Raw genomic sequence first — 13777 nt, forward strand, 5'->3', positions numbered from 1 at the left:
CCCATAGATTAAATATTATAACTATGAAAACACGTATCACTTCATTTTCAACAAGATTTATAGGATTATTTCCGATTGTAGTGATTGTATTAATCACTGCTCTTGGTAATCCAGATTTATTCAAGAAAAAACAACAAAATAATTGGCTAAAAGCACAAAAATATTCGCTCAATAGTCAATCGAAAACAATTAGATAATTGAAATCAACTCAAAAAATGAAGCAAAAGAACAAACGAATTCCCTACCTACCTTTACTTGCAGGAACTGTATTATTAAGTGCAAGTACTAATGTTTTGGCACAGGCTGAACAAGAATGGAAAGGTAAAATCACAAAATCGCACATTACTTCAACCCCATATAAAATTGATTATCTTAAAAAAGCCAAAGCTGGTTCACCCAATGTTGTGGTGATTTTATTAGATGATGTTGGTTTTGGAGCATCAAGTGCTTTTGGTGGCATAATCAACACGCCAAACTTCGAGGCTTTGGCAAACAATGGCTTACGATATACCAATTTTCATACAGCAGGTATTTGTTCGCCTACTCGTTCAGCCTTGTTGACTGGTCGAAACCATCATTCTGTGGGCATGGGGCTTTTTCCTCATTTCTATCTTTCAGCAGATTATCCGGGTTATAATGGTCATATTCAACCAAACAAAGGAACTATTGCTGAAATTTTACGTGAAAATGGTTATAGTACTTATCAATTGGGTAAATGGCATTTAACGCCAGATGAAGAAGCTACTGACTTAGGGCCATTCGACCGTTGGCCTTCTGGTAAAGGATTCGACCACAATTTTGGTTTCTTGGGCGGAGCTACCGACCAGTACAAACCTGATTTGGTAGAAGATAATCAACACATTAAACCAGACGGCAGACATCTAACGGCACAATTGACCGATAAAGCCATTAGTTATATCAACAAACAAAAAAGTATCGCTCCTGACAAACCATTCTTTTTATACTTTGCTCCGGGAGCTACCCACGCACCGCACCAAGTTGCAAAAGAATGGAGTGATAAGTACAAAGGAAAATTTGATGAAGGATGGGATGCTTTCAGAGAAAAAGTATTTGCTAACCAAAAGAAATTGGGGGTAATTCCTGCCAACGCAGTTTTGCCAGAAAGGAATGATTTTATCAAAGCTTGGAAAGATTTACCTGCCGAAGAGCAACATTTGTACGCTCGTTTCATGGAAGTATATGCAGGATTTTTGGAATACACCGATTATGAAGTTGGTCGTTTGGTGAATCATTTAAAAGAAACAAAACAGCTTGATAATACTGCTATTTTCCTGATTATTGGTGACAATGGCGGTAGTAAAGAAGGAACAGAGTATGGCGTAACCAATAAAAATTTACGCTTTGGAGCAGAAGGAATCACTCGTGAAGAATATAAAAAATATATTTTGAGCGAGTACGATAAAATTGGAACAGCCAATGTACTCCAAATTGCCAATTATCCATTAGGTTGGGCTCAGGCTACCAATACTCCTTTCAAATTCTGGAAAAGTGATGCCAATGCAGAAGGAGCAACACATAACCCTTTGATTGTGCATTATCCAAATGGCATTAAAGAAAAAGGAGAAATTCGTACACAATTCGGACATGTCACTGACCTTTTGCCGACCATCGAAGAAATTACAGGCGTAAAACAACCCGAAGTAATTAAAGGTATCAAACAAGACCCCATTCATGGAAAAAGTTTGGTGTATTCTTTTGGCGATGCCAAAGCTCCAGAGCAACATACACAGCAATACTTTACCATTTTTGGCAATAGAGCAATTTATAAAGATGGTTGGAAAGCAGGAGCAGCACACCACCCAAATACTTTAGAGACATTTGGTTTTAGTGGTGAAAAACTCCCTGTCATTGAAAACAATCCTGATAAGGAAGAATGGGAATTGTATAATCTGAAAGAAGATTTCAATGAACGAGTAAATTTGGCTAAGAAGTACCCTGAGAAACTAAAAGAATTAAAAGCTCTTTTTGATGAAGACGCAGCCAAATACAATATTTATCCATTGATTGATGTACAGCACGCAGCTGAACGATATAAAATTCAATTCAGTAATAAAAAATAAAAAACGAACCTTAGGACTAATTAAAGAAGTCCTAAGGTTCAACTCAGCTAAATGGTAAACCTATTATGAATACGAAAAAAATCATTCATACCACCAATACAGGAACAGGTGTAGGTGGTATCATTTATTGCCTTTGAATTTGAAGATAGAATTATATTTTACTGTTGAAATTGCTTGAAATACTTATCTAAATTTTAGTAATAAATAGATACCTTAAAACAATTTTGATATTTTTTTGCACTTTACTATGTTTTTTCTATATAGTATATCTTTTTTATATACTATATAGATTAAAATACTTAACTTGCATGCAATATAATTCAAGCAGTGTCTTGGAAAACCGTTCCGAGATTTTTTTTTAAAGACATTAGTCTATATAATATATAGATTTAATTCCTTTTAATTCTTAAATTTAAAAACAAAAATCTATCATTCAATGAAACAATTTTTCAAATCAACTTTGCTCTTATTGACAATAATTTTACCCTTGTTGTCATCGGCACAAGATAAGCCAACAATCAATGCAAGGATTTCAGGTAAAGTAATAGATTCAAAAACAAACGAACCTCTTGTAGGTGCTGCTGTACAAATCAAAGGAACTACCAATGGGTCAACTACAGATGTAAATGGTGACTTTGGTTTGATTACTGGCCAAAAACTTCCTTTTAGTGTAATCGTTTCATTTGTGGGTTATGTAAAAAAAGAGGTTGTGATTAGTTCAGATAAAGCTGTTATCAAATTAGACGAAGATGTAAGTCAATTGGCTGACATTGTGGTTTCTTCTCGTCGTCGTCAGGAAGCAGTACAAGATATTCCTATTCCAATCTCAGTAATTCGTGGTACAACTGCAGAAGATGCAGGTGCTTTCAACGTAAACCGTTTGAAAGAATTAGTACCAACAGTACAACTTTATGCTTCAAATGCTCGTAACACTACTTTGAATATCAGAGGTTTAGGCTCTACTTTTGGCTTAACTAACGATGGTATCGACCCAGGAGTTGGTTTTTATGTAGATGGTGTTTACTATGCTCGTCCAGCAGCTACGGCACTTGACTTCGTTGATATTGAGCGTGTAGAAGTATTGCGTGGGCCACAAGGTACTTTGTTTGGTAAAAACACAACAGCTGGTGCATTCAACATTACTACTCGTGAAGCAAGCTTCACTCCTACTGCCAGCTTTGAAGTAAGCTACGGAAACTATGGCTATATTCAAGCAAAATCTTCGTTCTCTGGGCCAATTAATAAACAATTAGCGGCGAGAATCTCATTCTCAGGAACACAAAGAGATGGTTTATTTTACAATGTAAAAACTCAACAACGCACCAACGACATCAACAACTTGGGCTTGAGAGGACAATTACTTTACACGCCTTCTGACAACGTTAAAGTAACTTTCATTGGTGACTATTCAACACAAAAACCAAATGGCTATGGTTGGCCAGTGGCTGGTGTTGTACCAACTAAACGTGCAGCATACCGTCAGTTCAATGCAATTATTGCTGATTTGGGCTACCAACTTCCTTATACAAGTGCTTTCGACAGAGTTTTGGATTTAGATACTCCTTCAAAAGCTGACAACTCATTAGGCGGTGTTTCGGCTAACGCAGACATCAAAATTGGTAATGGTACTTTAACTTCAACATCAGCTTGGCGTTTTTGGAAATGGACTCCACTAAACGACCGTGACTATACGGGCTTACCAATCTTTACGATTTCATCAGGAAACTCAGTACATGACCAATGGTCACAAGAACTTCGTTATTCTGGTAAAGTAGCTTCAAATTTGAGTGGCGTAATTGGTTTATTTGGTTTATGGCAAGATTTAAAATCAGACCCAGTACAGACAGAAGAAGCAGGTTCAGCTCAATGGCGTTTCGCACAAAGTTCAACGAGTGCTTTATGGAAAACTCCGGGCTTGTTTGACAACTTCGGTATCCGTACTACTAACAGAATCCAAAGTACAAGTTTGGCAGCATTTGCTCAAGTTGACTGGGCTGTGAATGAAAAGTTACACATTTTGCCAGGTATTCGCTACAACTACGACAAGAAAACAGCCAATTACAGTAGAGTAACGTATGGCGGTTTACAAACTACCGACCCAGCACTTTTAGCACTTAAAAATGCCGTTTACACCAACCAAGCATTTGACACTGAAGTAAGCGAAAGTAATGTGTCTGGTCAGGTAACATTACAGTACAAAGCTTCAAAAAGCATCAACGCTTATGGTACTTATGCCATCAGCTACAAGCCAGTAGGTATCAACATCGGTGGTCTTCCAACAGCCAACGGACAAGTACTTATAGACCTTGCTAAAGTAAAACCAGAAGGCGTAACTCACTATGAATTAGGTGTTAAGACAAGACCAACTTCAAACTCATTCTTGAACGTTGTAGTATTCAACGACGACATCAAAGATTACCAAACACAAGTACAAACTCCTGAACCAGGTGTAAACAGAGGATACTTAGCCAATGCTGAAAAAGTACGTGTAAGAGGTGTAGAAGTAGAAGGAAACGTAAGATTAACGAACTTTACATTCAATGCTTCAGTTGCTTATACAGATGGAAAATATGTATCATTCACAAACGCACCAGTACCTTTAGAAGAAGTTGGTAGTCCTCAGGCATTCAAAGATGTATCAGGTGGTGACTTGCCAGGTATCTCAAAATGGTCAGGTTCATTTGGTGGAGAAGCTACAACAAAAGGTGCATTTTTCGGATTAAAAGGAAATTATTTTGTAGCAGCAGATATTTACTTCCGCTCTAAGTTTTCATCAAGTCCATCACCGTCTCAGTACTTAAACATCGAAGGCTACTCATTATTGAACGGTCGTTTAGGTTTCAGAGCTTCAAATGGTATTTCGATTTATGTATGGGGAAGAAACCTTGCTAATACTAACTACTATGAACAATTATTAGCAGCTCCGGGTAGTGCTGGTCAGTATGCAGGTATTATCGGCGACCCACGTACTTATGGCACAACTTTGAGATATTCATTCTAATTTCCATACGCTCGCTTCAAAAGTAGATAAGAATTGAAGCCACAAAAGGCTGAAAAACTCTTGAAGGCTGTCAAAAATATCAAATTGATTTATTGATATTTTTGACAGCCTTTTTTGTATTATACTATTATGTCTTTTTAGGCTGAAATAGAAAAATACTCATGGCATGACTTTCAGTAATTTTTGAGAAAAAGTAGGCTTTTGTCTGTCATGCCATGAGTGAGTAAAGTAAAATTAACCTACGCCCTAAAATGTAAATGAATTTTTCTTTACCGAAATCAATGTCCCTATCGGGACATTGATTTCGGTAGAAAAACATAAGACCCTTTTCCCAAACGTAGTTCCGTAGGAACGAAATATATCGTTCCTACGGAACTACGAGTATTTTGAGCGAATTTTACTACCGATATTGTACTCCTACGGAGTATTTAACTTTCGCTGTTGTTTAACTTTAGCACATTCTGACAGTCTGTAAGCGAAATATTTTTAAAACATAAAAGAGTATATCGCTCGCTATTCAAAAGCTTTCATTAGAATTACCACATTAAGTTTTGGTATAAAAGTTCAATATGATACTTTAGTAGATATTTCAACAATATAAAATGCTCAACAAATCTCTTGTAGATTAGCGAGTTATACGGCGGCTTAAAAGACAACATCACCAACAATTAACAAAACAGTAAATGGCATTTTTAGTCTTCATTTTCATTCTTGTTCCATTTACTGGAATACCGTTGTTGGCTTGGTGGGGTACGAGGAAAAAAATATTCGGAAAAATAGTTGGCTACTTTTGGCTTGGTTTATTTGGACTATTTGTACTTGGAACAATAATTCGCTTATTGACCGACAAAAAGAAGCTCGAAAAAAATGACTACTACGGAGAATATATCGTTAATCATGACTACTTTCCGGGCAAACAAGCAGACTGGCAATACAACAATTTTAGGTTTGAAATAAAAGAGAACGACTCTATTTACTTTTACGTGACAGACAGACAAAAAATATTGAAAACGTATCGAGGAACAATTACAACGACCAAAGCATATAGTTCGGAACGACTGATAATAAATATGGAGCAACCTGTTCACCACATTATGACAAACAACCCAACAACATATCGTAGTGCTTGGAGCTTTTATTTAGTATTTTACTCACAAAAATTTAACAACGTTTATTTCAAAAAAGGACAATGGAAACCACTTGATAAATAGGCAACTGCTCTAACATAGCTTAGGCAAAAGTGGGGCTTCTGTACTATCTTGACTCGCTTTGGTCGTTGGTTAAGCAAAAAGCTTTCCTAAGACCTAAAACATAAAAGAACATCTCGCTCGCTATTTAAAAACTTAAAGTGATACAAAACACTTTGCTTAACTAAGGTGAAGTAAACAGCAATTTTAACGACTTCGCCGATGTTGATATTAGAAAATTAAATTTAAACTCAATAATAAATCACAATGGGTAGATTTTTTCCTAATTTCAAATTGACTTATCTTATCGTAGGCTTGGTATTTATTATATTACCAATGGGGTTATTTATGAAAGGATTAATGCCAAGTATGGCTGAATTCCAAGTACCAAAATCTACGTTAGACTCTCCTCATTATTATGACGCTATCCTTTGGGTCTATATTCACATGGTTGTCATAGGGCTTCTTATTCTTTTGATTGGTTATTCCGTTGAAAATATCGGTAAACAGAAATTGATAACTGTATTTTTGTTTCTGATAACAATATTTTATACTTATTTGGATTTCAGAAGTTCTGACTCAAACCTTGGGAATGCCCTATATAAAGGCGAATCGTCGATAGTACCTGCGTTTATTAGCTTATTCATCAATTTTCTTTTTCTGCAATTGCTGGTAAAAATGTTTCGCAATAGTAAATAATCATCAAAAAATAATAATGAGACAAATAAGCAACATACTAATCGGGCTGACTTTATTCTTTTTCTCAGCTTGTGGACAAACAAAAACAGTCCAAAAAACTATGACTAAATTTGAAGCATTCAAAAACAAAGAGAAGTTTTTACAAGACAACTCCCAATTTTTTCCGGGAATCAGTAACCCAAAACTAAAACCGATTTTAACAGAAAAGATAAATTTATCCGCAGACGATTTTAAAGTATTAGCAGACAAGGGAACAGCGACGGATGAGGAATATCAAGACGCTATTAAAAAGGGACTCGACCGCTTTGCAGACATTTATATCGACCTTGATACTGAAGATAGACAAAGAATATGCTTGTATTATGAAGAACTGATGGATATTGTAGCTCTTGAAAGTTCGGGTGGTCACTTGAACAATTTTATGTATGGCTTTGCCCCTACTAAAATATTAATAATAAAAGGGAAACATTAAGTGATTGACTTTTTACAAAGTCAATTACCTAATTGTATAAAAAATCAAGTTGCTTTAGCCTCTTTTTTACCAATTTGTTCTTCATCGGCTCAAATGTGGCGATAACCTTCCCTTCTTCTTTGACAGCAATCACAAAAGGTTGTTTGAGTTGATGGGTAAGATGATAAATAGTTATAAGTTCTGCAATATCTTCATACCAAGACGCCATTCCGTAAAGTGAAGGAAATGGGGTTTTCTTGAGTGATTTATAAATTGCTGGAGCAGTAGCCCCTGGTTGCACTTTACCACTTCTGAAACGTGTTTTTTCTAAAATAGAATTGGTAAATTTTGCTGATGGAATATTAAATAAACGCCATATATTTTTAGTAAAAGCTGTATGAACTACCAAAGAATCTACCTTTTCTGCTTTTGGCGAAAAGTTTAAAACAGCATCTACTACATGGGTGGCTTCATGCAATAAAACATATTGAATGGCGTCTAATTTTCCTGCTTCAATTTGAACTGACAATGCTGGATTATTGGTAGTATCAAACACAGATTTTTCCTTCCAAGTTGCCCACTCTGAAATCGTTTCGTTTAGAATACCTGCTCGAAAAGTAATGTTAAATTGTTTGGTAGAATCCCCCGTTTCTATGGGCGAAGTCAGAGCCGTATTGGGCATATTGTCCATGAAACTAATACTCTGTAAATGTTCTCTCAGCACTTTTTTATACAATGGAGGTAATATGGCAAAAGCTTGTTCTACTTTCTCTTTTTCAAGGGCTGTCAATACATGATTTGAAGGCTTCATCCCAGCTTCAATAAACATTTTAAAAACACTTTCTGGAGCTTTCAAAATACGATTTTCTGGAAATGTACTTCCATTACTTTTGATGGACTGTGCTGTCAGTTTATTCAATAATAGAGAAAAGAGAAGTACAAAAATTAGGTTTTTCTTGAGCATATAAATATTGATTTTAACAAAAGAAGCTGATAATCAGAAGTATTCACGCTTAATTTTAAAAGATAAAATAGTGGTTTAAAAAAAACTACTCAATTCCTGAATCTAAGCGTTTTAAGATAACCGAACGCAAATATGCTTCATTTTCATCACCCCATTGCCCCAAAGCTGAAAGTATTGGAATTAAAGTTTGACCAAATTCTGTAAGGCTGTACTCCACTTTTGGTGGAACTACAGGATATATTATTTTAGAAACCAAGCCATGCTCTTCTAATTCTTTTAATTGAATATTTAACACCCTTCTGGAAGCATCAGGTATTTTTCGTTGAAGCTCGCTTGGGCGTTGATGCCCTTCATTGATAAACCATAACAAACGGATTTTCCATTTGCCATACAGCACTTCGCCAATCAAATCCAAACCACAATTGAGGTTCGGTAAAATTTTCCTTTCATACATAAAACAAAAGTAAACCACAGTTCCAAACTGTGCAATAGGGGAAAAATTTATCCCTATCTGAATCGTATTTCCCTAATTGCTTTAGAACAATGTACGGCTGAAATTTGCTCAAAAAAAACAAACAATGGAACAGGAATTTAATTTCAATAATGAATTATCAGGGAAAATTGCTTTGGTAACAGGCGGAACAAAAGGTGCTGGAAAAGCCATTGCCGAGCGACTTTTGAAAGCAGGAGCAAACGTTATCATTACTGCAAGAAATGCCCCCGAGGAAGCAAACGAAAAACTACATTTTATCGCTGCGGATTTAAGTAAACCAGCAGGAACAGCAAAAGTAGTGGCAGAAATTTTAGCAAAATTTGGCAGATTAGATATTCTGGTAAACAACTTAGGCGGCTCTGAAACACAAGGCGGTGGCTTTGCCGTTTTGACTGACGAAGATTGGGAACAAACCATTCAAACCAATTTGTTAGCACCCGTTCGTTTAGATAGGGCTTTTCTACCTCAAATGATTACTCAAAAAAGTGGGGTTATCATCCACATCGGCTCTATTCAAGCGAAGTTGCCTTTGTATGACTCTACCTTGCCTTATGCGGCGGCAAAAGCTGGCTTAATCAATTACAGTAAAAGTTTATCAAACGAAGTAGCACCAAAAGGGGTTCGAGTCCTAACGGTTTCGCCAGGTTGGATAAATACTTCTGCTTCAAAAGCAATGATGGAACGCATTGCCGAAAGTTCAAATATTAGCATAGAACAAGCTACGCAAAGCGTAATGGACGCTTTAGGCGGCATTCCATTCGGCAGACCTGCACAACCCGAAGAAGTAGCTGAATTAATTGGCTTTTTAGTTTCGCCAAGAGCCAATTATCTAACGGGAACAGAATTTGTTATTGACGGCGGAACAATTCCAACAATTTAATCATCTAAAAATCAAGCAAATGAACTTACCAAATGTAATTGCAGCATTAACAAATGCACAAAATAATTTCGACAGTGTGGCTTATGCCAATTGTTTTTCGGAAACTGCTATCGTTTTTGACGAAGGAAAAAATCATAATGGAAAAACGGAAATTCAGCAATGGATTAAAAAGGCAAATGAAGAGTACCAAGCCCTTATGAAACCCTTGGAATATTCTGAAACTGAAGAAATCTTGAGAGCCGAAGTTTCGGGTAACTTTCCAGGTAGCCCCATTGTATTAGCCTATCATTTTAAATTAAAAGACGGACTGATTGAGTCGTTGAAAATTACGGGCTAATAGTAAAATGAATCTTTCACAAGTAAGGTTTCGTTTGAAATGAAACCTTACTTGAACTTCTTAATGCTGGTCGTTGCTTAAACGAATCTTCTTTCGACCAAAATTCAGAATTACCCTCAAATTAGTATCTCTTCGCTAATCAAAATCTTAATTTAGTCCTTCCCAAAGATTCCTCTCTCCTGCGGAGTATTTTTTGCATAATTTGTGCTTCATATCTGATTCTCTTTCTCAAATCTCTTCTTAACAATGAAAATTAAAGTACTTACATTCCTGTCGTTGATGGTATTTTCCATGAAAACGATTGCCCAAAATACCGCAACTGTTTCAGACTGGCTGATTGATGCCAAAGCTTATAAAGCTAATATTCTGGTAAATTCTTCCGAAATTATTTTAGACAATGGACTACTCCGCAGAAGCTTTTTTATCGGTGAAAATCTCGCTTGTTATGATTTCTATAATCCAACCAACCAACAACAGCTAATTCGTTCGATTAAGCCAGAGGCAAACATCGTCATCAGTGGCAAAAAGTATTTTATCGGTGGACTAAAAGGACAAACTGAAAATGCCTATCTGAAAACAGATTGGCTAAAAGGATTAAAAAAAGGAGTCACTGATTTTGTCTATCAATCAGCAGAAGTAAAGCCTTTAGAACCATTTATTCATTGGAAGTCAAGCACTTGGTCAGCTAATCCTCAACAAGCCAAAGGCAAAAGGTTGATTCTCAATTTTGTACCGCAGACTGATGATTTAAAGGGCATAAAAGTACAGGTGAATTATGAACTTTACGATAACATTCCGCTGGTAGTAAAATGGATAGAAGTTATAAATAATACTGCCAATACGATTGTGATTGATAGAGTAATCAATGAAATTTTGGGCTTGGTAGAAGAAGAAAGTGCCGTAGTAGGTTCGCCTAACCAAATGAAAAAACAGCACGGAATTTATATCGAAACCAATTATGCCGTCAATAATGCCATGCGTTATGAAATCAGTGACCAAACTTCGCATTGGCTTACCGACTCAACTTATACATCACAAGTAAATTACAATTATGAAACGCCTTGTTTATTTGAGGCTTATCCCGATAAAGTTGCCAATATCAAAATTATGGTGGGTAGCAGTTTTAAGTCTGTGCGTACTCATGAGCTACTAATGGATTCTTACGACCGCCAACGCAGGGGTTTGATGATTCGTAAAATGTACAGAACGGTCGCTCCGTGGACTACACAAAATCCTATTTTCATGCACTTGGTAAGTAAAACCGATGATGAAGTAATCAATTGTATCAACCAATGTGCTGAAACGGGTTATGAAGCATTGATTTTAAGTTTTGGGAGTCACCTAAATATGGAAGATATTAGCGAAAGTAATATAGAGAGATGGAAAAAATTGGCAGACTATGCACATCGCAAAGGCATACTTTTGGGTGGTTACTCATTGTTTAGTAGCAGACGTATCGACGATGCCAATGATGTCGTTGACCCTGTTACGGGTAAAACGGGTCATGCTTTTTTTGGGAACGCCCCTTGTTTTGGAAGTGAGTGGGGTTTGAAATATCGTGATAAAATAAAACTCTTTTTCGAGCAAACACATTTTGATATTTGGGAAAATGATGGCCCATATCCGGGTGATGTTTGTGCCTCTACCACACATCCCGGACATGAAGGTTTGGCAGATTCGCAGTGGAAACAAATGAATATTCAAAAAGAACTTTATCATTGGCTCAACGAACGAGGTGTCTATATCAACGCACCCGACTGGTACTTTTTAGATGGTACTCATAAAATTGCCTTAGGCTATCGTGAAGTAAATTTTTCTCTGAGTAGGGCTCAGCAACGCATTTTAAATCGTCAGAATATTCATGATGGAACGATTGAAAAAACAAGTTCTATGAGCTGGGGATTTGTTCCACTTACTAAGTATCAGGGCGGAGACAAAAGTGCCATTTTAGAGCCACTCAACGAACATCTATCTGATTATGAGCAATTAATGATGATTTACTACGGAGCGGGCGTACAAGCGTGCTATCGTGGACCACGACTTTATGATACCGACGCAACAAAAAAAGTAGTACAAAAATGTATCAGTTGGTATAAAAAATACAGGGATATTTTGAATGCCGACATGATTCAACTGAGAAGAGCCGATGGCAGAGATTGGGACGGACTGCTACACGTAGCTCCCAATTCACCACAAAAAGGACTGGCAATGCTTTATAATCCCACTAACAAAACCATAGAACGCAATATTACCTTGCCCCTTTATTATACAGGACTCACCAAACAAGCAAAAGTTCGAGAGCAAGAAGGCAAAGCGAAGACTTATCAATTAAATAGAAATTATGAGATACAAATAAAAGTAAAAATCCCGGCAGAAAGTTATACTTGGTTGGTAGTGGAGTAAAATACTCTTAGATAAATTTTATTGGTAAAAAGCTGTTGATGTTTTTTTTGTTTTTGATTTAATGTGATAGTTTAGAGTTATAAAAGATTTGCTTGGCTGAAAAGTATGAGCAAAATAAGGTAAAAAACATCGGTAAATTTTATATTTTTTGATTTTTTGCAGAAAATCAAAGCCCATTTGAGATGAAAAATACTATTAGAAAAGCCTCAATTATTTCGTATTTGTTAATCATTCTCAAAGGACAAATGATTGGAGTACCTTTTATATTTTGGCTAATTCTTGCAAGCTTAGACTTTGGAAAAATCGACCAATTGTTTGCAATATTAGGAATTGTGGGAATTATATTAAACTTTACAAAGTGGCAAAACAACGTACTTACTACAATTATAAGTTGCCTGTTTATGTTATCGCCAATAGCAAGCAGGTTAATTCAAGTACCTTTAGGAAAGTTCAACTATTTAGCATTTCAAATTCCTTTGATAATATTTATCATAACATATTTCACATTCATATTAATAAACATAAAACAAAAAAATGATTGAATATAAAAGCAACGTGAGATTTTTCAATTTAAACGGATACATTAGCAACAACTTATTCCTTCATAAAGAACTATAAAAGAGAGACAAATGGGATATAAAAAAGTTTTTTTAGAATGCAAATTGACATTTAACCGAGACATTGATTTTGGTTCAGACCTAACTTATCCTTGTCCCGAATGTCAAAAACCAATGATACTTCTACCACATCGGTTTAGACCACCAAAGAAATCAGACGACAAAGGGTGGCAATTAGTAAAATTCCTCCTTGAAAATGGTTTTCATTTTCAACATATTTATAAAATGGATTCGAGCGAGTTAAGTAAAAAAACAACAAATAATTATGTTTCATATCCAAAGAATTTATGAGAAGCAAAAGAATTCATATTAACCTACAAGGACTACGCTAAAAAAGAATAAACGGGAAATTGCTTTTCGATTTGTTTAAAACCTTGATTTCTCAACTTCGTAACTTAGAATTAAATTTAAAAAAACGCTATGGACAGTATTGCAGAATATATCAAAGAAGAAAGAGACGTTCTATTTTTAAGAGGTCTTGATAAAGGACAGGAAAAAGAACAAGAAAAGTTTGTTAGAAATCTTCTGACAGAAAGCGACTTTACTATTGATAAAATTGCAAAGATTGCAGGAGTTACAACAGACTTTGTTAATTCTATCAAAAAGCAACTTTCTGATATATAGATACTTTTCTATCAAACAACAACTGAAGCCGCCGATACTC

General features: G+C 35.8%; 13 protein-coding genes. 10 read left to right on the top strand and 3 right to left on the bottom strand.

Annotated elements, in window-relative coordinates:
* Positions 1-23 precede the first annotated feature (23 nt).
* The 6 genes from VB248_RS06065 (at position 24) to VB248_RS06090 (ending at position 7440) form a co-directional block, all read left to right on the top strand.
* Complete coding sequence (locus VB248_RS06065) at positions 24-197, top strand: hypothetical protein (RefSeq protein ID WP_323295852.1); 174 nt, start codon at positions 24-26, stop codon at positions 195-197.
* Between the two features lie 18 nt (positions 198-215).
* A complete protein-coding gene (locus tag VB248_RS06070) occupies positions 216-2081 on the top strand; it encodes an arylsulfatase (protein ID WP_323295853.1) in 1866 nt (621 codons plus the stop codon).
* A gap of 436 nt (positions 2082-2517) precedes the next feature.
* Positions 2518-5082, top strand: a complete 2565-nt coding sequence (locus tag VB248_RS06075; protein WP_323295854.1) for a TonB-dependent receptor — start codon at positions 2518-2520, stop codon at positions 5080-5082.
* Between the two features lie 683 nt (positions 5083-5765).
* The gene (locus tag VB248_RS06080; protein WP_323295855.1) at positions 5766-6293 is read left to right on the top strand and encodes a hypothetical protein; all 528 of its coding nucleotides are present in this window, start codon (positions 5766-5768) and stop codon (positions 6291-6293) included.
* A gap of 243 nt (positions 6294-6536) precedes the next feature.
* Positions 6537-6968 (top strand): hypothetical protein, encoded by a 432-nt coding sequence (locus tag VB248_RS06085; protein WP_323295856.1) that lies wholly within the window; start codon positions 6537-6539, stop codon positions 6966-6968.
* A gap of 100 nt (positions 6969-7068) precedes the next feature.
* A complete protein-coding gene (locus VB248_RS06090) occupies positions 7069-7440 on the top strand; it encodes a DUF4844 domain-containing protein (RefSeq protein WP_323295857.1) in 372 nt (123 codons plus the stop codon).
* 28 nt (positions 7441-7468) lie between these two features.
* On the opposite strand, the gene VB248_RS06095 is transcribed toward VB248_RS06090, so the two are convergent.
* Both VB248_RS06095 and VB248_RS06100 read right to left on the bottom strand, forming a co-directional pair.
* Complete coding sequence (locus VB248_RS06095; RefSeq protein WP_323295858.1) at positions 7469-8383, bottom strand: hypothetical protein; 915 nt, start codon at positions 8381-8383, stop codon at positions 7469-7471.
* A gap of 85 nt (positions 8384-8468) precedes the next feature.
* Positions 8469-8837, bottom strand: a complete 369-nt coding sequence (locus VB248_RS06100) for a winged helix-turn-helix transcriptional regulator (RefSeq protein WP_323295859.1) — start codon at positions 8835-8837, stop codon at positions 8469-8471.
* 124 nt (positions 8838-8961) lie between these two features.
* Here VB248_RS06100 and VB248_RS06105 point away from each other — a divergent pair, with 124 nt between their 5' ends.
* From VB248_RS06105 to VB248_RS06115, 3 genes are all read left to right on the top strand, one after another.
* Positions 8962-9756 carry an SDR family oxidoreductase gene (locus tag VB248_RS06105; protein WP_323295860.1) on the top strand — a complete coding sequence of 265 codons (795 nt, stop codon included), beginning with the start codon at positions 8962-8964 and terminating at the stop codon, positions 9754-9756.
* 19 nt (positions 9757-9775) lie between these two features.
* Entirely contained in the window at positions 9776-10093 is a 318-nt protein-coding gene (locus VB248_RS06110) for a nuclear transport factor 2 family protein (RefSeq protein ID WP_323295861.1), read from the top strand.
* Positions 10094-10339: 246 nt separating this feature from the next.
* Positions 10340-12496, top strand: coding sequence for an alpha-galactosidase (locus VB248_RS06115; protein WP_323295862.1), 2157 nt, complete (start codon positions 10340-10342; stop codon positions 12494-12496).
* Positions 12497-13249: 753 nt separating this feature from the next.
* On the opposite strand, the gene VB248_RS06120 is transcribed toward VB248_RS06115, so the two are convergent.
* Complete coding sequence (locus tag VB248_RS06120) at positions 13250-13387, bottom strand: hypothetical protein (protein ID WP_323295863.1); 138 nt, start codon at positions 13385-13387, stop codon at positions 13250-13252.
* Positions 13388-13533: 146 nt separating this feature from the next.
* On the opposite strand from VB248_RS06120, the gene VB248_RS06125 reads away from it, so the two are divergent.
* A complete protein-coding gene (locus tag VB248_RS06125; protein ID WP_323295864.1) occupies positions 13534-13737 on the top strand; it encodes a hypothetical protein in 204 nt (67 codons plus the stop codon).
* The last annotated feature ends 40 nt before the right edge of the window (positions 13738-13777 follow it).

Source organism: Arcicella rigui (genome assembly GCF_034929435.1).
Taxonomy (GTDB): domain Bacteria; phylum Bacteroidota; class Bacteroidia; order Cytophagales; family Spirosomataceae; genus Arcicella; species Arcicella rigui.